Here is a 21,045-nt window from a genome sequence, read left to right as displayed (position 1 = left end):
GCCGCCGAACGACGGGTGTCCGGCTCAGGAGCGGCGCCCGTTCCCCTTGGGCGGCAGAAGCTGTTCGCGCAGCGCGGTCAGCTGGTGGGAGGCGTCCACGGCCCGCGCCTCCTCCAGCGTCGTCAGGGAGAGCAGCAGGACGTCCGCGACGACGAGCGCCGTGAGCGCCTCCGACGTGATGCCCGTCGGCGTGTGCGGGGCGGTGAGGACCGCGTCGACGCGGTCGCCGAACTGCTCGCCCAGCTCGTCGGTGACCAGCACGACCCGCGCGCCGACCGCCCGGGCCCGCTCCACCAGCACGGTCAGCTCGTGCAGCGCCCGGCCGGGCTGGAAGATCACCACGGCGTCGCCCCGGCGCAGCGCCAGCAGGTCGTCGGCGAGGGCGAAACCGGTGGCGCCGACGAAGCGCGAGCGGCGGCCGATGCGGCCGAGCGCCAGGGCCAGATGGCGGGCGGCCGGCTCCGAGGCCGCGACCCCGAAGGCGTGGATCTCCCCGGCGTCCGCGAGCGCCGCCACCGCCGCCCGCAGCGCGTCGGAACCGGTCAGCCGCCGGGTCTGCTCGATGCGCTCCTGGGCCTCGTCGAGCACATCGCCCCAGATGGCGTCCAGGTCCCGGCCGACATGGGCGATGCGCTGCTTGAGCCGCACCTCGGGTGCCACGGCCGCGGTGAACCCGGTCGCCAACTCCCGCTTCAGTGCGGGCAGTCCGGCGTACCCGAGGCGCTGGAGCGCGCGCACCACGGTGGCGTTGCTGGTGCCGCTGGCGGTGCCGAGTTCCTGGGCGCCGGCGAAGAGCAGGTGCTCGACGGGCGCGCCGACCAGGTACTGGGCGACCGCGCGCTCGGACGCGGAGAGGCTGTCCCAGTGATCGCGTACGGCCGCGCGGAGCCGGGCCATGCCCTCGGACTCGTCCGCGCCCTGGTACTCGGAGTCTCCGGGCTCTGAAATTTTCATTACGGACATTGACTTCCCTGTGACGGCCGTTACTCTCCTGGACAACGCATTCCAAGAGGAGCGCTGCTCGTAACCGACGTTACAGGACGTCGGCTCTCCGGGCAGCGCTCCCGCAGCGAGGAGAAGAATGACAGCCCCCGCCCCCTCGGCCTCCCCGGCCTCCCGAACCCTCCCCCTGGTCGAGATCTCCGGCGCGCCCCGCGACCGCGGCCGCCAGTACGGCGAGGCCGTCCGCCCACAGTTGCGGGCCGCCATGGCCTACTACGAAGAGGCGTTCGGCCGGTCCGCCGCGCTCACCTGGGCCCAGGTCACCGCACGGGCCGCCCGCTGGCAGCAGCCCGTCGAGGCCTACGCCCCCGACCTGCTGCAGGAGATGCGCGGCATCGCCGAGGGCGCCGGCGTGGACCTGCTCGACGTCCTCGCCCTCAACGCCCGCGGCGAGGTCCTCTACGACAACTCCTTCGCCGACATGGAGGAGTCCCCCGGCCCGGCGTCCGAGGAACGCGCCGAGGGCTGCACCTCCTTCGCCGCCTTCGGCCCCGCCAGCGGCGACGGCCACGTGTGGGCGGGGCAGAACTGGGACTGGCGGGCCGCCGCCGGCGACACCGTGGTCATGCTGCGCATCGTCCAGCCGCCCGCCCCCACCCTGATCATGCAGGTCGAGGCCGGACAGGTGGGCCGGCAGGGCGCCAACTCCGCCGGCATCGCCCTCAACGCCAACGGCCTCGGCGGCCGGTTCAGTTCCGCGATCGGCCTCCCGCAGACCGTCGTGCGCCGCAGCGTCCTGGACCAGCCGGCCATCACCGACGCCCTCGACGTGCTCTGCCGCACCCGTGCCCACATCGCCTCCAACGCGCTGCTCACCTGCCGCGAGGGCTTCGCCGTCGACCTGGAGACCACACCGGCCGGACACGGCTGGCTCCACGCGACGGACGGGCTGCTCGTGCACGGCAACCACTACCAGGCGGGCGTCCCCCGGGCGCTCGCCGCCGACTACCGCCCGCTCTCCCCGGACTCCCTGGTCCGCGTGCCCCGCGCCGAACAGGGCCTCGCGGCCCTGCGCGGCTCCACCGGCCCCGACGAGTCCCGCAAGCTGATCAAGCAGGCCATGTCCGACCACCTCGGCCACCCCGAGTCCCTGTGCACCCACCCCGACCCGCGCAGACCCGCCGTCGAGCACTGGGCGACCCTCGTCTCCTCCTGCGTGGACCTCACCACCGGCGACTACCACGTCACCGCCGGCACCCCCTGCGACCGCGACTACCAGCACCTCCCCTGGAACCTCTACGACGGCCCGTACGGCGACGCCGCCACCGCCGGCCGTCCCGCCTGACACAGGAGATCACCGATGACGAAGAGAAACGCGCGCACCGCGGTGACCGCCGGTCTGGTCGCCGCGGGCCTGATCACCGCCGCCGGATGCAGCGGCGCCGACACCGCCGCCACCGGCGCCGCCCCCGTCGACGCCGCCTCGCTGAAGCTCACCCCCACGACCCCTGCCGCCCACGGCCCCGTCGGCAAGGTGAACTGGCTGCTGGAGGACGAACCCGACTCCCTCGACCTCGACACCCAGGGCAGCAGCGCCGGCCGGGTCGTCCTCACCAACGTCTGCGAACGCCTCTACCAGCTCCAGCCCGACATGACCGTCAGGCCCCTGCTCGCCGAGAAGGCCGCCACCCCCGACGACAGGACCCTCGTCCTCACCGTCCGCGACGGCGTCACCTTCCACGACGGGACCCCGCTCACCGCCGACGACGTGCTGTGGAGCCTGCAGCGGCACGCCGACCCGGACATGGAGCAGAGCGACGAGTTCGGCAACGTCACCTCGATGAAGAAGACCGGCGCGGCCGAGGTCACCATCCGCTTCAAGACCCCCGACGCCCTGTTCACCAAGGCCCTCGCGGGCGACGCCGGCATCGTCTGGAACAAGGAGCAGGTGGAGAAGGCGGGCCGCGACTTCGGCACCCCGGGCCAGGGCGACGCCTGCTCGGGCCCGTACGAGCTGGCCGGCTGGAAGTCCGGTGACTCCATCACCATCCGCGCCCACGACGGCTACTGGGGGGACAAGCCCCTCACCGAGGAGGTCGTCTTCCGCTGGGCCTCCGACAGCGCCCTCGTCAACGCGCTCAAGACCGGTGCGGCGGACGGCACCTACGCCGAGTCGCCCAACACCGCCTCCGCCCTGCGCGGCATCGAGGGCCTCAGCCAGTACTACGGCCCCTCCACCGCCACCCTCGACCTCATCCCCACCGACCGCGGCGGGCTGAAGGACCCGCGCATCCGCCGCGCCCTGTCCCTCTCCCTGGACCGCGCCGGCATAGCCAAGTCCGGCTACGGCGGCCTGGTCGAGCCCTGGGCCACCCCGGTCGGCTCCGGCTCCTGGGGCTACGAGAAGGACACCTTCGCCGCCGCCCAGAAGGAGCTGGACGCCGCCGCCCCCGCCGCGCCCGACGCCGACGACCTCGCCGAGGCCAGGAAACTCGTCGAGGAGGCCGGCGCCCCCACCGACCCGGTCGTGATCGGCACCGACAGCAGCCAGGGCCGCACCGTCGTCGCCAACGCCGTACGCGCCGCCCTCCAGCGCATCGGGATCAAGGCCGCCGTCAAGACCGTGCCGACCGCCCAGTTCGAGGAGTTCTACAGCGACCCCCAGGCCCGCGCCGGCATCGACGTCCTCGCCGGCGACTGGTACATCTCCAAGGCCGACCCCATGGGCTTCTACGACAACGGCCTGTCCGACTCCTCCAACAACTGGGTCGGCTTCGAGGACGCCGACTACGACCGGAAGGTCCGCCAGGCCCTGTCCACCCTCGACGACGCCGAACGCGCCGCCCTCGCCGTCGACGTGCAGCGGCGCTTCACCGAGGCCGCGGTGTGGATCCCCGTCGCCCAGGTGCCCACGGCCCTGGTCCTCAGCACCCGGCTGACCGGCGCCCCCGCCTCGCAGGCGTACCTGTACTACCCGTGGGCCGCCGACCTCGGCGCGAAGAAGGGCTGAGGGCACCATGGCCGTCCGCATCGCGCGGCGCCTGGCCGGTTTCCTGGCCACTCTGCTCGCCGCCTCCTTCGTCATCTTCGCCGCGGTCTACGCCGCCCCGGGCGACCCGGCCGTCTTCCTCGCCGGCGGCCGGGACAAGCTCACCCCCGAGCGCCTCGCCACCGTCCGCGCCCAGTACCACCTGGACGAGCCGCTGGTCGTGCAGTACGGCCGCTGGCTCGGCGACTGCCTACACTTCGACCTCGGCCGCTCCTTCAAGTACGGCGACCAGGTCGCCGACCTGATCACCGCACGCCTCGGCACCACCCTCGAACTGGTCGCCTACGCCACCGTCCTGTTCGTCGTCCTCGGTGTCGGCGCCGGAATCCTCGCCGCCGTACGGCAGTCCACGTGGGTGGACTCGGCGGTCGTCGGCGGCACGACGCTGGCCGCGTCCGTGCCGTCCTTCGTCGCCGCGATCGCGCTGGTGTCGCTGTTCGGCGTGCAGCTCGGCTGGTTCCCGGTCACGGGCAGCGGCCGGGGCTTCGCCGGGACACTGCACCATCTCACCCTGCCCGCCCTGTCGTTGGCCCTGGGCGCGCTCGCGCTCATCAGCAGGGTCACCCGGCAGGCCATGGCGGAGGCCGCCGCCTCCGACCACGTCGAGGCCGCCCGCGCCTCCGGCGTCCCGGAGCGCGAGATCGTCCGCCGGCACGTGCTGCGCAACGCCCTCGGGCCGATCATCACCATGTGCGGCCTCGTCATGGCGGGCATGCTCGCCGGCACGGTGGTCGTGGAGACCGCCTTCGGCATCAGCGGCATCGGCTCCCTGCTGGTGGGCGCCATCAACACCCACGACTTCCCCGTCGCGCAGGCCGTGCTCCTGCTGATGGTCGCCGGCTACATCGCCGTCACCACGCTGGTCGACCTGCTCCACCCCCTCCTCGACCCGCGCGTGAAGCAGGAGGCCCGCACCGCATGACCGCGCTCACCCTCGCCCCGGTCCGCGTACCCGATCGCCGGCCCGTCGGTGTGACCGTCGCCGCCGCAGTCCTCCTCCTGGTGGTCCTCGCCGCGCTGCTGGCCCCGTGGCTCGCGCCCTACGCCCCGGACGCCATCGACCTGTCCGCCTCCCTCGCCGGCACCAGCGGCGACCACCTCCTCGGCACCGACTCCTCCGGTCAGGACCTGCTCTCCCGGGTCCTGCACGGCGCCCGCAGCAGCCTCGTGGCGCCCGTGCTGCTGCTCGCCGTGGCCGCGCTGCTCGGCGTCACCCTCGGAGTGCTCGCCGCCTGGCGCGGAGGCTGGACGGACGCCCTGGTCTCCCGGCTGACGGACGTCATGTACGCCTTCCCCGGCCTGCTGTTCACCGTCCTGATCATCGCCGTGTTCGGCACCGGCACGACCACGTCCGTGCTGGCCCTCGGACTCGCCTACACGCCCACGGTCGCCAAGTACACCCGCTCCCTCGCGCTCGCCGAGTCCCGCAAGCCCTACGTCGACGCCTACCGCATCCAGGGCATGGGCGGCGCCCGGATCTGCGCCCTGCACCTGGTGCCGAACCTGGGCCGCGCGGTCGTCGGCTACCTGGTCGTCCTGTTCGGCGAGGCCCTGATGTCCCTGGCGACCCTCTCCTACCTCGGCTTCGGTGCCCAGCCACCCAGCTCGGACTGGGGGCTGATGGTGCAGGAGGGGCAGGCCGCCGTCGTCCAGGGCGCACTGCTGCCCGCCCTCGTGCCCGGCACGGCCATCGCCCTGGTCGTCGTCTCCTTCAACGTGGTCGGCGTCTGGGCCGCCGACCGGCTCGGAAGGCAGGCCTGATGCTGCTCACCCTCGACCACCTCACCGTCCGGCTGCCGGGCACCGCGCGGCCCGTGCTCGACGACGTCACCCTGCGCGTGGCCGCGGGCGAGGTCGTCGGCCTGGTCGGCGAGTCCGGATCCGGCAAGTCCACCACCGCCAAGGCGGCCCTCGGCCTGCTGCCGGGCACGGCGACCGCCTCGGGGACGGTCCGCGTCGACGACGCCGACGTCCTCGCCCTCACCGGCGAGGAGCTGCGCCGGCACCGGGCCCGTACCGTCGCGATGATCCACCAGGACCCGCGTGCCGCCCTCAACCCCGTCCGCCGCATCGGTGACTTCCTGCGCGAACGCGGCGCCGACCGCGACCGCGCAGCGCAACTCCTCGGCGCCGTCGGCCTTTCCGATCCGGAGCGACGGCTCCGGCAGCGCCCCCACGAGCTGTCCGGCGGCATGCTCCAGCGGGTCGTCATCGCCGGCGCGCTCGCCGCCCGGCCCCGCCTGCTGCTCGCCGACGAGGCCACCAGCGCGCTCGACGTCACCACACAGGCCGAGATCCTCGCCCTGCTGCGCACCCTGCGCGCCGAACAGGGCGCCGGCCTGCTGTTCATCACCCACGACCTGCACCTGGCAGCGGCCTACTGCGACCGCGTGTACGTCATGTACGCCGGACGCATCGTCGAGGAGCGCACCGCCCAGGCGTTCTTCGCCGCCCCCGCCCACCCCTACACCCGGGGCCTGCTGGACTGCTCGCCCACCCTCGGCGACACCTCCCGGCCGCTGCTGCCCATCCCGGGCCGCCCGCCGTCCCTCGGGGACGCCTTCCCCGGCTGCCCGTTCGCGTCCCGCTGCCCGGACGCCGAACCGGCCTGCGAGACCTGGCGGCCCGAGGCGGCGGAGCTGCCCGACGGGGGAGTGGCCGCCTGTCGCCGTGCACCGGCCGCCGTACCCACCGCGACGGAGAGGAACCTGTCATGAGTACGGAGCCGAGGAACGGCCCGGACGCCCTGCTCGTCGTCGACGGGCTGCGCAAGACCTATCCCCTGCCGGGACGCGGCCGGCTCACCGCCGCCGACGACGTGTCGTTCTCCGTGGCACCCGGCGGCTCCCTCGGCATCGTGGGGGAGTCGGGGTCGGGCAAGACGACGGTCGCCCGCATGCTGGTCGGGCTGGTCCGCCCCGACGCCGGCACGGTGACGGTCGACGGCCGCCCTCGCTCCCCGCGCCCGCCGCGGCGCAGGCAGGCCCGGCTGGCCCGTGCCCGGGAGGTCCAGATGGTCTTCCAGGACCCGTACATCTCCCTCGACCCGCGGCTGACGGCGGCCCAGTGCCTGCGCACCACCCTGCGTCTGCACGGACGGGACGAGGCGACCGCCGTCCGCCTGCTGGAGCGGGTGGGGCTCGGTGAGCGGGAGGCCGACGCGCGGCCCCGGCAGCTGTCCGGGGGCCAGCGGCAACGGCTCGCGATCGCCCGGGCGCTCGCCGTGCAGCCGCGCGTGCTCGTCCTCGACGAGGCCGTGGCCGCCCTGGACGTGTCGATCCAGGCGCAGATCCTCCAACTCCTCGACACCATCCGCCGGGACACGGGCGTGGCGCTGGTCTTCGTCAGCCACGACCTGGCGGTGGTCCAGCACGTCACCGACGACGTCCTGGTCATGCACCGGGGGAGCGTCGTCGAACAGGGCCCGACACAGCGCGTCCTCGCCGAACCGGCCCACGACTACACCCGGCTGCTGCTGGCCGCCGTCCCCCGGGAGGGCTGGGACCCCGAAGGCGCGGTTCCGGCACGGGCCTGACACCGCCCGGCCGACGGGGGCGGGCCGGGGCCGAGTCCCGCCGAGGACGAGACCGGCCAGGCCCCGCACGACCGCGACGGCGCCCGCCCAGCGGCACCCGGACGGAGAACGGGCCGCCGGCGGCCTCGACCCGCAGGCTGGGACCGGTGTCCGCGCCGACCTCGCCCGGGACTCCGCCGAGCCCGGCCTGCGCGAGGCCGTCGGCAAGGCAACCGGCGGGGCAGGGCTCGCCCGCCGCCTTCGGCTTCGCGGGTGGGCCGCCCGGGCGCGAGCAGCCGGTCCCGGTCCTCGAGCCGAGGGCCGGCCGGTCCTGACCGATGAGTCGCCCGGCTCACGGACGGAACCCGCTTCGGCCGCCTCCAGCTGCGCATCCTCGACGACTACGGCTTCGGCACGCCGGTCGCCCTTGCGCGGCTCGGCTGCCGGTCCCGCGCCCGTGAGGTGAGGGATTCCTGAGAATCCGCGAGGCGTTTGAACGCTCCGGCCCCCGGTTCCGTATGGAGCCGGGGGCATTTCCGTACCCGAGTCCGCCATGACGTAGGAGCACGCCTTGGGACACAACAGGCGCAGACGCCCGACGGGCGCCCGACGCGCGACCTTCGCAGCGGTCGCGCTGATGATGGGCGGCGGCGGTCTGGTCGCCGTGAACGTGTACGCCTCAGCGACCGGGGCCGGCGCGAACGACCCCGTTCCGCTCGGCAGTTCCGGGATCGCGGCCACCGTCGACTGCCCCGACCTGACCGAGCGGCTGACGACCGTTCCGGAGCAGGCGCGGGCGGACGTCGACACCGAACTGGCCCGCCTCGACGAGCAGATCGCCACGGCCTACCGCCAACTGCAGGAGGCGGCAGCCACCGCGGACGACGGCGACCTCGACGAGGGCGCCGTCCTCGACCCGTTGAAGACGGAGCGGGCCGGCACGATCGAGCGCATCGTGGCGGCCGTCGACCGCGTCGGCGACCGTCCCGCGGGCCTGGAGGCCCTGGCGGACTGCTCGCTGCGACGCGTCGAGGCGGCCCCGGCACAGGACGGCGAGACGTCGGCCGGAGGCCAGGACGGCGGTGACCGACAGCCCGGCCAGGACACGCAGCCGGATGCCGGCGAACAGCCGGGCGGCGACGAGCAGCAGGGCAACGGCGGACAGGCGGGCAACGGCCCCGTCGCCGCGGACTACGCCGACATCACCACCGTCCAGCCCGCCGCGGCGAGCCCGCGCCGGGAGGCGGACGCCTCACGCGGCTCCTTCACGACCAGTTGCGGCGTCAACGCCGAGGGCCTGTTCAACTCCGACAACGTGATCGCCGCCCCGGGCGTCACCAACGGCGCCCACCACTTCCACGACTACGTCGGCAACCAGGCCAACGACGCCTTCGTCAGCGACGAGGAGCTGGCCGCCGCCGACACGAGCTGCGTGGACCAGGGCGACAGGTCCTCGTACTACTGGCCGGTGCTGCGGCTGCAGAACGGCACACAGGAACAGGACGCCGAGTCCCCCGGCGGCGGCATCGAGGGGAACGCCGGCGAGATCGTCACCCCAGCGGAGGTGACGCTGACGTTCGTGGGGAACGAGCGCGGCGAGGTCACGGCCATGCCGCGCCTGCTGCGCATCATCACCGGCGACGCCAAGGCGTTCGTCAACGGAACCGCGAACGCGAACGCCTCCTGGAGCTGCACCGGCTTCGAGGACCGGCAGCTGAAGGACAAGTACCCGCTCTGCCCGGCCGGCAGCGACGTGGTGCGCACCTTCACCTTCCAGAGCTGCTGGGACGGACGGAACACCGACAGCGCCAACCACCGCACCCACGTGGCCTTCGCCGCCGCCGACGGCACCTGCCCGGACGGGTTCCGGCCCATCCCGCGGCTGGTGCAGCGCGTCGTGTACGACGTCGACGCGCCCAGTCTTCGGGACGGTGGCAGGACCACGCCGCTGTTCGCCGTGGACTCCTTCCCCGAGCAGCTGCACAAGCCGGTAACGGACCACAGCGACTTCATCAACGTCTTCGACGAGGCCCTGATGCGGGAGATGGTCGACTGCATCAACGCCGGCCGCGAGTGCGGTTCGGACACGCCTCCGGGATCGGGCCCGGGGCAGGGCGAGGACCCGCAGGAGCAGCCGACGCAGGCCCCCGAGAGCCCGGAGACCCCCGAGAGCCCGCAGGCCCCCGAGAGCCCGGAGGCCCCCGAGAGCCCGGAGGCCCCCGAGAGCCCGGAGGCCCCCGAGGCCTCCCGGACACCGGACGACGGGGCCGGCCAGGGGGACCCGGGGGACGACGACGGCCCGCAGACCGCCGAGCCGTCGAACGGGCCGACCGCCACCGCCTCGGCACCCGCCGACCCCGGCCAGGACGGCCAGGACGGCCAGAGCGGGGAGAACCCCGCACCCCCGACCCGGGACGGCCAGGAGAACGCCTCCGGCAGCGCGGCGCCCAAGGCCGCCACCTCGCCCGCGGCCACACCGGACGACGCGAGCGGTGCGGCGGCACCCGGTCCGACGCGGGACGCGGACGGCGGTGACGCAGCTGCCGCCGGGTCCGCGAGCGAGCCGCAGGGGACGCAGGGCGGGCTCGCCGAGACCGGCTCGGGCCTGGGGCTGTGGCCGGCGGCGGCCGGTGGTGTCCTCGTGGCCGCCGGCTGTCTGGTGCTGCTCCGTTCCAGGCGGCGTTCCGTGTGACACCACGGTGACCCCGGGGGGCGGGGGAGGGGTCCCGCCCGCCCGGTGGTCCACGTGCGTGTGTCGGTCCCGCGAAGCACCTCGTGTCCGGAGGGGGGTGCGGTATACGTCCCCTCATGGACTACTACGACCTCGGCGCCCACGGCCGCCCCGTGACGACCTCGTCCCCCGAGGCGCAGACGTGGTTCGACCGCGGACTGGTGTGGACGTACGCCTTCAACCACGAGGAGGCCGTCTCCTGCTTCGAGGCCGCCGCGGCGGCCGACCCGGACTGCGCCATGGCGTACTGGGGCATCGCCTACGCCCTCGGTCCGAACTACAACAAGCCGTGGGAGGCGTTCGACGAGCGGGAGCTGACGCGGACCGTCGACCGCGCCCACGCAGCCGTGGAGCTCGCCCACGAGAAGGCGGCGGCAGCCGGTGCCGTCGAACGCGCCCTGATCGGCGCGCTGCGGGCCCGCTACCCGCAGGCGCGGGCCGCCGAGGACTGCTCGGTGTGGAACGCGCCGTACGCGGAGAGCATGCGTGCCGCGTACGAACTCGCCCCCGACGACCTGGACGTCGCCGCGCTCTACGCCGACGCGCTGATGAACCTGACGCCCTGGCAGTTGTGGGACCTGCGCACGGGTCTGCCCGCCGAGGGCGCCCGCACGGTCGAGGCGAAGGAGGTCCTCGACCGGGCGCTGGCCACCGAGGCCGGCCGGGAGCACCCGGGCGTCGTGCATCTCTACGTCCACCTCATGGAGATGTCGCCCACCCCCGAGGCCGCCCTGACGGTCGCCGACCGGCTGCGCGGACTGGTCCCCGACGCCGGCCACCTCCACCACATGCCGTCGCATCTCGAAGTCCTCTGCGGCGACTACCGGCGCGTGGTGTCGGACAACACCGCCGCGATCGCCGCCGACGAGAGGTACCGGGCCCGCGCCGGGACGATGAACTTCTACACCCTCTACCGGTCGCACAACTACCACTTCAAGATCTACGGTGCGATGTTCCTCGGCCGGTCCCGGCCGGCCCTGGAGACGGCCGCGCAGCTGGAGGCGTCCATCCCCGAGGAGCTGCTGCGCGTGGAAAGCCCGCCGATGGCCGACTGGCTGGAGGGCTTCCTGGCCATGCGGGTGCACGTCCTGATCCGGTTCGGCCGCTGGGCCGACATCCTCGAGCTGCCGCTGCCCGCCGACCCCCGCCTGTACTGCGTGACGACCGCGATGCTGCACTACGCCCGCGGCGTCGCCCTCGCAGCCACCGGCAGGGTCGCCGAGGCGGAGGCCGAGCGCACGCTGTTCCGCGAGGCGGTGGCCCGGGTGCCGCAGACACGCACGCTGTTCAACAACACCTGCGTCGACATCCTCGCCGTCGCCGCGGCCATGCTCGACGGCGAGCTGGAGTACCGCAAGGGCGACCACGACGCCGCGTTCGCCGCCCTGAGGCGGTCGATCGAGCTGGACGACAGCCTCCCGTACGACGAACCGTGGGGGTGGATGCAGCCCACCCGGCACGCCTACGGCGCCCTGCTCCTGGAGCAGGGGCGGGTGGCCGAGGCCGAGGCCGTCTACCGGGCCGACCTGGGGCTCGACGACACCCTCCCGCGCCCCCTCCAGCACCCCGGGAACGTCTGGTCCCTGCACGGACTCCACGAGTGCCTGCTGCGTCTGGGAAGGCAGGGGGAGGCGCGCATCGTGGCGCAGCAGCTGCAGCTCGCCGCGGCATTGGCGGACGTACCGGTCGAGACGTCCTGCTTCTGCCGCCTCGAAGCCGTCCCCTCCGCGGGGGAGACGGGCGGCTGCTGCGCCACGGACCGCTGAACGGGCCGGCGGCCGGTCGTCGAGCGCGTCCGGCAGCCACCGGGGGACTCCTTCTCCGGCGTCTTCGGCCCGCCGTGGCCCGTACGATGCGCGGCGGCCGACGACGCCTGCGCCTCCCCGCCGGGGCACCAGGCACCGAGCCGGGCCGGGCGTCTATACGATGGCGCCTCGGAAAACGGACAGCGGGCGGAAGGAAGACAGGGCGTGACGGATCACCGGCGTCCCCGGCGACGGGGGCAGGGCGAGCTGGAGGCGCTCGTGCTGTCGGCGCTGCGCGAGGCCGAGGGCCCGGCGACGGCCGGCTGGGTGCAGGAGCGCCTGGGCGGAGACCTCGCCTACACCACGGTGATCACGATCCTGACCCGGCTGCTGGACAAGGGCGCCGTCACCCGGGAGCGCTCCGGCCGGTCCTTCGCGTGGACCCCCGCCTCGGACCAGGCCGGCCTGGCCGCCCGGAAGATGCGCAAGGTCCTGGACGCCGAGAGCGACCGGGAAGCGGTGCTGGCCAGCTTCGTGACCGGCCTGGGACCGGACGACGAGCGGCTGCTGCGGGAACTGCTGGGCGACTCGCGCGACGACGGCGAAGCCTGACGCGGCATGGGGCTCTTCGTCTTTCTGCCGCTGGTCCTGCCGTTGACGGCATGGCCGATGGCGCGTCTGGCCGAGCAGCATCTGCATCCGCGGACCGCGACCCGGCTGCTCACCGGCGTGGCCGCGGTGATGGCCCTGTGCAGCACGGTGTGCCTGGCGCTGGTCATGGTGGTCGGCACCGCGCAACTGCCGGGAAACCCACTGCCCGACGGCTGGTCGGATCCTCAGGTGCGGGCGGCGGTCCCGTACGACGAGGTGGTCGGCAAGGCGGCGATCCCCGCGCTGTGCGCGGTGGTCGTGGCCTCGGCGCGGGCGCTGTGGCGGCACGGCCGGGTGCGCCGCCGCGCCCACCGCGCGCTGGCCGGGCTGCCGGGCACGTCGGTGGCCGTCCTGCCGGACGACGTGCCCTACGCGTACGCGCTGCCCGGCGGTCGCCGCGACCGCGTGGTGGTCACCACGGCCCTGCTGGACCGCCTCGACCCCGCCGAGCGGCGGGCGCTGTTCGCCCACGAGCGGGCCCATCTGTCCGCCCGGCACCACCGGTTCCTGCTCGCCGTCAGGCTGGCCGCGCTCGCCAACCCCTTCCTGCGGCCCCTGAGGACGGCCGTGTCCTTCACGGCGGAGCGGTGGGCGGACGAGGAGGCCGCGCGGGCCGTCGGCAGCCGTCGGACGGTGGCGACCGCGATCGGCAAGGCGGCCCTCGTGTCCCGGGGCACCCCGGTCGCCACGCTCGCCGGTCTCGCGGCGCCCGGCCCCGTGCCGCGCCGGGTGGCGGCCCTGCTCGGCCCGGCCCCCGCGGCACGCACCTGGCCGTCGGTGTTCACCTCGGTGGGACTGGCGGCGTGGGCAGCGGCCTTCGGAACCGCCGTGTCGGCGATGTCGTCGGCGAACTCGGCCGTCACCATGTTCCTGATCCTCCGCGCCGCGACGCCCCTGTGAAACGCGGCGCCGGCCGCGTCGGCGTCGGCCTCCCCGCGGACGCACGCCCGGGAGACCTGCTGACCGTACGCGCCGCGGGCGCCTGCCGCCCGTCCATGGCCTCCGGCCTCCCGCTTGACGGCCGCCCGTCCGCGGTCGCAGCTCGCGACGAGGCGCCCGCCCGCCGGTTCGCCGCGCGTCCGCGGCGGACGGGCGCAGCCCGGACGTGGGCGCACAGCCCCGACGATCCCGTCCGGCTCCCGTCGAGCGGCCGGCCGAGGGCGCCGGGTGGCGGTCAGCCCATCAGCCCGGCGGCCAGGGTCGCCCCCAGCTCCCAGCAGGCGGCGAGGTCCGCCTTGGCGGGCTCCCCGGTCACGTTCACCGCCGGTGCCGCGCGCTGCCAGCCGAGGCCCGTGGTCACCGACTCGATGCCGCGCACCGCGCCCGTCGTGTCACTGCCGCCGTGCACGTAGTAGCCGAACGGCCGGCCGCGGGTCTCGTCCAGGCACGGGTAGTAGACCTGGTCGAAGAAGTGCTTCAGGGCCCCGGACATGTACCCCAGGTTCGCCGGCGTGCCCAGCAGGTACCCGTCGGCCTCCAGCACGTCCACCGCCGTGGCCGTGAGCGCCGCCCGTCGGACCACCCGGACCCCCTCGATCTCCGGTGCGGTCGCCCCGGAGACGACGGCTTCGAGCAACGCCTGGCAGTTCGGCGACGGCGTGTGATGGACGATCAGCAAAGTGGCCACAGCCCGAAGCCTGCCGTCCCACCCCCTGCGCCCGCAAGAAAACGCCGCCCCGGAGCGAAGGCGCGCGGTCTTTGCGGACCGTCCGGCCGGACCGACGGCCGTACGGGTAGACTCGGGTCCGTTCGCGTTCGATCAGGACCGGGAAGACAGCGAGGTGAGGTTGATGACCGCGCACGAGGCCACCCTTCGTGACGCCCGGGTCTCCCTCACGTCCCGGGCCGTGGCCTGATCCCGTTCCGACCGGCCTCGCCGGGAGCGTGAGCTCGCGAGGCACTGAGCCGAACGCAACCCGAGAAACGGATTCCCGTCCCTCATGACCAACACCTGGATCACGCGCGCCGAGACCGGCGCCGACATCCCCGCCATCCGCGACATCCTCCGCGCCGCCTTCCCCACGCCGGAAGAGGCCGACCTCGTCGACGCCCTGCGCGCCGACCCGGCCGCGTGGATCGACGGCCTGTCGCTCGTCGCGGCCGACGCGGACGAGCGTCCCGTCGGCCACGCCCTGCTGACCCGCTGCCACATCGGCGACAGCCCGGCGCTGTGCCTGGCACCCGTCGCCGTCCGGCCCGAGCTGCAGCGCAGCGGCGCCGGTTCCGCGGCTGTCCGTGCGGCCCTGTCCGCGGCCGAGCGCATGGGCGAGCGCCACGTCGTCGTCCTGGGGCACCCGGCCTACTACCCCCGGTTCGGTTTCTCCCGGGCCTCCGCCCACGGCATCGGGCTGACCATCGACGTCCCGGACGAGGCCCTCATGGCCCTCACCCTGGACGCCGCCCACCCGCTGCCCGCAGGTACCGTCCGCTACGCCGCGCCGTTCGGCATCTGACCGTCCGACGGCCGTAGCGGGCCCGACATGAGGACGGGGCTGCCCACCGTGAGTGGTGGGCAGCCCCGTCCGGTTCCGCGGTGGTGTCGGCCGGCGGCTCAGCCGACCGGCGCCGCCGGTCCGCTGTCCGCGGTCGACGGGCTGCCGCCGGTCCGCTGTCCGGGGACGGCGGCCGATTCGACGGCGGCCCCGCCGGACTCCTCGGCGAGCCGCTCCATGCCGCTGGTGGTCTTCAGCGGCTTCTCCTTGATGAAGACCACGGCGACCAGCGCGAGCAGCGCGAACGGCGTGGCGATCAGGAACAGGTCGGCGGTGGCGACGCCGTAGGCGTGCTCCACGATCTCCCGCATCGGGCCGGGCAGCGTGCTCATGTCCGGGACGCTGCCCTCGCCGCCGCCGGATCCGCCCTCGGCCGCGCCGGCGACGCCTGCCTTCTCCAGCCCCTTGGTCATCTCGCTCGCGACCCGGTTGGCGAGGATGGCGCCGAGGACGCTGGTGCCGATGGTGCCGCCCATGCTGCGGAAGAAGGACAGCACCGAGGTCGCGGCGCCCAGCTCGGCCGCGGGTACGTCGTTCTGCGCGGCGAGCACCAGGTTCTGCATCAGCATGCCGACGCCGATGCCGAGCACGGCCATGTAGATGCTGAGCAGCCCGAAGGGGGTGTCGGCGTCGATCAGGGAGAGCAGCGCGAGGCCGGCGGTCATGATGACCGCGCCCGCCACCAGGTAGCTCTTCCACTTGCCGGTCCGGCTGATCAACTGCCCGGCGACGGTGGACGACACCAGCAGACCCAGGATCATCGGCAGGCTCATCAGACCGGCGATGGTCGGCGACTTGCCCAGGGAGACCTGGAAGTACTGGGAGAGGAAGACGGTCCCGCCGAACATGGCGACACCGACCAGGAGGCTGGCGACCGTGGTCAGGGTGACCGTGCGGTTCCTGAAGATGTCGAGCGGGATGACCGGCTCGGCGGTACGGGCCTCGACGAGGACCGCCAGGGCCAGCAGCAGCACGCCGCCGACGACCAGTGCGGCGGTCTGCCAGGACGCCCAGTCGAACTGGTTGCCCGCCAGGGAGACCCAGATGAGCAGCGCGCAGACACCGGCGACGATGAGGAAGGCGCCGAGCCAGTCGATCTTCACCTGGCGCTTGACGGTGGGCAGCTTCAGCGTGCGCTGCAACAGGAAGATGGCCAGCAGGGCGAACGGCACGCCGATGAAGAAGCACCAGCGCCAGCCCAGCCAGTCGGTGTCCACCAGCACACCGCCGATCAGCGGCCCGGCCACGGTGCCGATGGCGAAGACGGCACCGAAGATGCCGGAGTACTTGCCCAGTTCCCGCGGCGGGATGACGGCGGCCATGACGACCTGCGCGAGCGCGGTCAGGCCGCCCGCGCCGATGCCCTGCACGACCCGGCTGAAGATCAGCAGAGTCGTGTCGTGGGAGAAGCCCGCCAGCAGCGAGCCGACCACGAACATGCCGAGCGAGAGCTGGAGCAGCAGCTTCTTGTTGAACAGGTCGGACAGCTTGCCCCACAGGGGCACCGTCGCGGTCATGGCCAGCAGTTCGGCGGTGACGACCCAGGTGTACGAGGACTGGCTGGCGCCGAGGTCGGCGATGATCGTGGGCAGCGCGTTGGACACGACGGTGCCCGCCAGGATGGCGACGAACATGCCGGCCATCAGGCCGGACATGGCCTGGAGTATCTGCCGTTGGTCCATGGAGGTGGGCGGCGCGTCGGCGGGCGCCTGAGAAGCGGTCACGACATCTCTTTCGGGTGGTGATCGGCTGGTGGTCCGCGCGGGGCCGGACGACGGCTGGTGTCGGCACGCTCCGGGGCGCGGGACGAACAGGGGGGTGCCCGCCTCCGGGAGGCGCGGGCGGCCGGTGCGGTGGCTACGCGGGCGGTGCGGGCAGACCGGCGGCGAGGAGGTCGAACACCTCCTGGAAGACGTCCAGGAAGGCGACGTCCTTCTGACGGGCGCACCAGTGCTCGACACTGGTGCGCACCGCGGCGACCGCGACCGCGGCCAGCAGCCGCGGGTAGAGGTCGAGCGCCTCGCGCCGCTCCTGGTCGGAGGCTGACGGGTCACCGTGGCGGGTGCTGCCTGAGCGGATGCGCGAGGCGATGGCCTCGGCCAGTTCCGTCTCGTGCGCCATGTGCGCCACGAGGCTGCGCACCAGAAGGTGCGGCGAGGCATGCAGCACCTCGGCGTGCAGCCGCCACAGCTCGTGCTGCTGCTCCGCCTCGGCGAGCTCCGCGGCCATGGCGTCGCGCAGGGCCTGGAGGGGGGAGAGGGCGGCCGGCGCGTCGAGCACCGAGTGCCGCATGCGTGCGCCGGCGTCCGCGTCGATCGCGACGAAGGCGTCGTCGCGCGTGTCGAAGTAGTTGAAGAAGGTCCTCACCGACACGCCCGCGGCCGCGCTGATGGCTTCCACGGTGACCTTGTCCGCCCCGTGTTCGGCCGCCAGCCGTACCGCTGCCTCGGCGAGGGCGGCCCGTGTCGCCCGCTTCTTCCGCTCGCGCAGTCCGCCCCCCGCGGCGCCCTTCTCCGACATAAGTTGCATGGTATGCAAAGATGCATGGCATGCAAAATTCTTTTCCCGTGAGCTGATCGGCCGCGGGTCCGTACGAGGACGCCGGGCCCGCACTCGGCAGGCCGGCGTCCCCACGGCTGACGGAGATCAGCCGATGGCCAGCCTCGCCAGGGTCTCCCGGAACGGGACGGTGCCCTCGGCGGGCCGGTTGTGCGGCAGTCGGGCCAGGACGGCGGCCATCCCGCAGGTGTTGGTCACCCCCGAGAAGACCAGACCCGCGCCGATCGCTCCGGACAGCCAGTGCGCGGGCCGCCAGGCCAGGCCCGCCACGAAGCCGGCCGCGACGAGCGACCCGGCGACGAGGCGGACCTGCCGGTCCATGGGCCAGGGGGTGCGGGCGCCGGCCGGACGTTCGACCGGGTGACCGGCCGCTGTCCAGGCGCCCGTACCGCCCTCCAGGTCCGCCGCCTCGACGCCCAGGTCCGCGAGCCGGGCGCGGCCCTTGGCGGACCGGGCGCCGGAGGCGCAGACGAGCAGCAGCGGCCCGCGCGCGGCGGCCGACGCCAGCGCCTGGACCGCCTCGTCCAGGCGGTCCAGCGGGACGTTGTGGGCGCCGGGGAGGTGACCGCCGGCGTACTCGCCGGGGGAGCGGACGTCGACCACGGTGAACTCGTCGAGGCGGGTGGCGATCTGTTCGCAGGTCAGGGTGAAGGGGGTGGTCACGGAACGGAACCTTTCTCGGGGGTACGCACCCGCACGGTACGATACCCGTGGGGGTATGTGGAGGAGGAAGTGTGGAACTCGACATGTCGGCCGACGAGCTGAAGTCGGCCCTCAACCGGCTGCGGCGCGCTCAGGGGCAGCTCGCCGGAGTCATCCGGATGATCGAGGAGGGCCGGGACTGCGAGGACGTGATCACCCAGCTCGCGGCCGTCTCCCGGGCCCTGGACCGGGCCGGGTTCTCGATCATCGCGACGGGCCTGCAGCAGTGCATGACCAGCGACGACCCGCAGGTGCGGGACTCCGCGCAGATGCGGGCCCGGCTGGAGAAGCTCTTCCTCTCCCTGGCCTGACCCGCCGGCGGCTCACAGCACCGCCGTGGCACCCATCGCCACGGCGACGGCCAGCAGTACGGTGCCGAAGACGCGTTGCAACGTCCCGGCGGACGCCCTGGCCGCCAGCCGTCTGCCGTCCCAGGCTCCCAGGACGGCCGTCGCCAGGAACGGCAGGAGCAGCGTGACGTCCAGGTGCACGGCGGCGTTCGCCCGGGCCGTGAGAGCCACCACCGCGTTGCTGACGACGACCAGCAGACTCGTCCCGACCGCCGCGCTCATCGGCACGGCCAGCACCGTCACCAGCGCCGGCACGGCCAGGAAGCCGCCGCCGACCCCGAGGAAGCCGGTCACCGCTCCGAGTCCCGCCCCGGCCCCGGCCGCGCGGACACCCGTCACCGCCCCGTTCGCGCGCGGTGCGCGGCGGCGCAGCATGTGCAGCCCGGCCAGCGCCGACAGGGCCGCGAACAGCGCGGTCAGCACCGCCTCCGGGACGTGCGCCGACAGGGCACCGGCCACGGCGGCGGGCAGCAGACCGGCCGCCGCGAACAGCGACCCGGCCCGCCAGCGCACCGCGCCGGCCCGGGCGTGGGCCAGCAGCGCGGTGACCGACGTGACGATCACGACGACCAGGCTCGCGGTGGTCGCGGCCGCCGGGCTGAAACCGAGCAGGTAGATCAGGGCCGGCACGGTGAGGATGCTGCCACCGGCCCCCAGCGCGCCCAGGGCCAGACCGGCCACGGCCCCCGCGAGCAGGGCCAGGATCCACGGGCTCATACGGCTGCCCCGAAGGACGGACGCGCGTTCCCGGCAGCAGTGCCCGGGGCGGCCCGGTGCCGCGGCGGCCGGACCGGCGCCGGCGTGCGGTCAGTCACGGGTGCGGGAGACGAGCGGGAGTCCGGCCGAGGCCGCCGAGGCGAAGCCGTCGTCGACGGCCACCACACGACGTCCGGCGGCATCGAGCACCGACGCGGCGATGGCGGCGCGCATCCCGCCCGCGCAGTGCACCCACACCGTGCCCGGCGGCACCTCGTCCAGACGCCGGTGGATCTCGTGGACGGGAAGGTGGACGCTGTCCTGGATCCAGCCCTCCGCGCGCTCGGCGGCCCGGCGTACGTCGACCACCACCACGTCCTCCCCGCGTCGCCGCGCCGCGGCCAGATCGGCGAACGCGGCCCGCGGGAACGAGACCGGCCGGGACCCGTCGGCGACCCAGTCGTCCGGGGAGCCGACGGCCGCGGCGGCGGGGCGGTCGATGCCCACCCGGGCCAGCTCCCGCTGCGCGCGGGCGACGTCCCGCGCGCTCTCGGCGAGCAGGGTGACCGGCTTGCCCCACGGGATCATCCAGGCCAGATAGGTCGCGAGCTGCCCGTCGACCGCGAAGTTGAACGCCCCGGCGACATGCCCCGCCGCGAAGGCCACCCGGCCGCGCAGGTCCACGACCCACTCACCGGCGGCGAGCCGCCGGGCGATCTCGGCGGCGTCGGCACGCCGCGGCTCGGTCAGATCCACGGGCGCGGGGCCGCCGGCGTTCACCGGGCCCATGTGCGCGTAGTAGGCGGGCACGTCGTCCAGCCCCGCCAGCAGTTCCTCGACGAACGTCTCCACGTCCTGGGCGAGAGCCGGGTTGGCCGCCTTCTCCGCGCCGATCGTGCTGTGCGCGCCGCCGGTCCGGGCGGCCGAGCAGAAGCTGCCGAACCCGTGTGTGGGCAGCACGGCCACCTCGTCGTCCAGCTCGGCCGCCAGGCGGTGGGCGGACGCGTGCTGCGCGTGGGCGAGCTGTTCGGTCAGCCGCGGTTCCACGAGGTCGGGGCGGCCCACGCTGCCGATGAGCAGTGATCCGCCGGTGAAGGCGGCCACCGCCCGCCCCGACTCGTGCAGGACGTACGAAGTGTGGTGCGGGGTGTGACCGGGCGTGGCCACCGCCCGCAGGACGAGTCGGTCGTCGACGGGCTCGGTGTCCCCGTCGGCCACCGCCACGCGGTCGTACGCCACCTCGGCCCCGGCCGGCACCAGATAGCGCGCGCCGGTCACGCGGGCCAGTTCCAGGCCGCCGGTCACGTAGTCGTTGTGGACGTGCGTCTCGGCGACGGCGACGATCCGCACCCCTCGCCGCGCGGCCTCGGCGATCAAGCGGTCGATGTCCCGCGGCGGGTCCACGACCACGGCCGACCGGGCTCCTCCCGCCAGATAGCTGCGGTTGCCCAGCCCTGAAGTATCCAGGACGTCGACAAAGAACACGGCACTCTCCTTCGCACACTCGAGGAAATTACCCCCGGGGGTATCGCTGCGTCCCACCGTAACAGAGATACCCAGGGGGGTATTTTCGGAAGAGGCGTCCTGCCGCCCGGTACCGGAGGAGCAAGGGCT

19 protein-coding genes are annotated in these 21,045 nt (G+C 74.0%); 12 read left to right on the top strand and 7 right to left on the bottom strand.

All coding sequences use genetic code 11. The annotated features are described in order from the left end of the window. Positions 1–24 precede the first annotated feature (24 nt). The gene (locus IE260_RS20555; protein ID WP_189873934.1) at positions 25–954 is read right to left on the bottom strand and encodes a MurR/RpiR family transcriptional regulator; all 930 of its coding nucleotides are present in this window, start codon (positions 952–954) and stop codon (positions 25–27) included. A 127-nt stretch (positions 955–1,081) separates the two neighbouring features. On the opposite strand from IE260_RS20555, the gene IE260_RS20550 reads away from it, so the two are divergent. The 10 genes from IE260_RS20550 (at position 1,082) to IE260_RS20505 (ending at position 13,532) form a co-directional block, all read left to right on the top strand. Further along, positions 1,082–2,287 (top strand): C45 family autoproteolytic acyltransferase/hydrolase, encoded by a 1,206-nt coding sequence (locus tag IE260_RS20550; RefSeq protein ID WP_189873932.1) that lies wholly within the window; start codon positions 1,082–1,084, stop codon positions 2,285–2,287. 15 nt (positions 2,288–2,302) lie between these two features. Further along, positions 2,303–3,952: an ABC transporter substrate-binding protein gene (locus tag IE260_RS20545; RefSeq protein WP_189873930.1), complete on the top strand. Its 1,650-nt coding sequence runs from the start codon at positions 2,303–2,305 to the stop codon at positions 3,950–3,952. Positions 3,953–3,959: 7 nt separating this feature from the next. Then, positions 3,960–4,913 (top strand): ABC transporter permease, encoded by a 954-nt coding sequence (locus IE260_RS20540; protein ID WP_189873928.1) that lies wholly within the window; start codon positions 3,960–3,962, stop codon positions 4,911–4,913. Then, entirely contained in the window at positions 4,910–5,752 is an 843-nt protein-coding gene (locus tag IE260_RS20535) for an ABC transporter permease (protein ID WP_189873926.1), read from the top strand. Before IE260_RS20540 ends, IE260_RS20535 begins: the two co-directional genes overlap by 4 nt. Beyond that, the gene (locus IE260_RS20530; protein ID WP_189873924.1) at positions 5,752–6,708 is read left to right on the top strand and encodes an ABC transporter ATP-binding protein; all 957 of its coding nucleotides are present in this window, start codon (positions 5,752–5,754) and stop codon (positions 6,706–6,708) included. Before IE260_RS20535 ends, IE260_RS20530 begins: the two co-directional genes overlap by 1 nt. After that, positions 6,705–7,526, top strand: coding sequence for an ABC transporter ATP-binding protein (locus tag IE260_RS20525; RefSeq protein WP_189873921.1), 822 nt, complete (start codon positions 6,705–6,707; stop codon positions 7,524–7,526). The genes IE260_RS20530 and IE260_RS20525 overlap by 4 nt, the downstream gene beginning before the upstream one ends. Before the next feature lie 616 nt (positions 7,527–8,142). Continuing rightward, positions 8,143–10,197, top strand: a complete 2,055-nt coding sequence (locus IE260_RS20520) for a DUF1996 domain-containing protein (RefSeq protein ID WP_189874158.1) — start codon at positions 8,143–8,145, stop codon at positions 10,195–10,197. Positions 10,198–10,313: 116 nt separating this feature from the next. After that, complete coding sequence (locus tag IE260_RS20515) at positions 10,314–12,002, top strand: tetratricopeptide repeat protein (protein ID WP_189873919.1); 1,689 nt, start codon at positions 10,314–10,316, stop codon at positions 12,000–12,002. 204 nt (positions 12,003–12,206) lie between these two features. Beyond that, a complete protein-coding gene (locus tag IE260_RS20510; protein ID WP_189873917.1) occupies positions 12,207–12,593 on the top strand; it encodes a BlaI/MecI/CopY family transcriptional regulator in 387 nt (128 codons plus the stop codon). 6 nt (positions 12,594–12,599) lie between these two features. Then, on the top strand, positions 12,600–13,532 hold the full coding sequence (locus tag IE260_RS20505; protein WP_189873915.1) for a M56 family metallopeptidase: 933 nt from the start codon (positions 12,600–12,602) through the stop codon (positions 13,530–13,532). A gap of 274 nt (positions 13,533–13,806) precedes the next feature. On the opposite strand, the gene IE260_RS20500 is transcribed toward IE260_RS20505, so the two are convergent. Beyond that, entirely contained in the window at positions 13,807–14,259 is a 453-nt protein-coding gene (locus IE260_RS20500) for a flavodoxin family protein (protein WP_189873913.1), read from the bottom strand. Positions 14,260–14,572: 313 nt separating this feature from the next. Here IE260_RS20500 and IE260_RS20495 point away from each other — a divergent pair, with 313 nt between their 5' ends. Continuing rightward, a complete protein-coding gene (locus tag IE260_RS20495) occupies positions 14,573–15,085 on the top strand; it encodes a GNAT family N-acetyltransferase (RefSeq protein ID WP_189873911.1) in 513 nt (170 codons plus the stop codon). Between the two features lie 98 nt (positions 15,086–15,183). Here IE260_RS20495 and IE260_RS20490 read toward each other — a convergent pair whose 3' ends face one another. The 3 genes from IE260_RS20490 to IE260_RS20480 all read right to left on the bottom strand — a co-directional run bounded on the left by IE260_RS20490 (position 15,184) and on the right by IE260_RS20480 (position 18,346). Further along, entirely contained in the window at positions 15,184–16,806 is a 1,623-nt protein-coding gene (locus tag IE260_RS20490) for an MDR family MFS transporter (RefSeq protein WP_189874156.1), read from the bottom strand. 175 nt (positions 16,807–16,981) lie between these two features. Then, positions 16,982–17,653: a TetR/AcrR family transcriptional regulator gene (locus tag IE260_RS20485; protein WP_189873909.1), complete on the bottom strand. Its 672-nt coding sequence runs from the start codon at positions 17,651–17,653 to the stop codon at positions 16,982–16,984. 117 nt (positions 17,654–17,770) lie between these two features. Continuing rightward, entirely contained in the window at positions 17,771–18,346 is a 576-nt protein-coding gene (locus tag IE260_RS20480) for a rhodanese-like domain-containing protein (protein ID WP_189873907.1), read from the bottom strand. Between the two features lie 71 nt (positions 18,347–18,417). Between IE260_RS20480 and IE260_RS20475 the strand changes: the two genes are divergently transcribed. Next, positions 18,418–18,696 (top strand): metal-sensitive transcriptional regulator, encoded by a 279-nt coding sequence (locus tag IE260_RS20475; protein WP_189873905.1) that lies wholly within the window; start codon positions 18,418–18,420, stop codon positions 18,694–18,696. A 12-nt stretch (positions 18,697–18,708) separates the two neighbouring features. Here IE260_RS20475 and IE260_RS20470 read toward each other — a convergent pair whose 3' ends face one another. Together IE260_RS20470 and IE260_RS20465 are read right to left on the bottom strand one after the other, a co-directional pair. Then, positions 18,709–19,452, bottom strand: coding sequence for a sulfite exporter TauE/SafE family protein (locus IE260_RS20470; protein WP_189873903.1), 744 nt, complete (start codon positions 19,450–19,452; stop codon positions 18,709–18,711). 90 nt (positions 19,453–19,542) lie between these two features. Beyond that, the gene (locus IE260_RS20465) at positions 19,543–20,916 is read right to left on the bottom strand and encodes an MBL fold metallo-hydrolase (RefSeq protein ID WP_189873901.1); all 1,374 of its coding nucleotides are present in this window, start codon (positions 20,914–20,916) and stop codon (positions 19,543–19,545) included. Positions 20,917–21,045: the final 129 nt, after the last annotated feature.

The sequence above is a fragment of the Streptomyces viridiviolaceus genome (assembly GCF_014650995.1).
Taxonomy (GTDB): domain Bacteria; phylum Actinomycetota; class Actinomycetes; order Streptomycetales; family Streptomycetaceae; genus Streptomyces; species Streptomyces viridiviolaceus.
The sequence above is the reverse complement of the archived record's forward strand: the minus strand, read 5'-3'. Positions and strand labels throughout refer to the sequence as shown.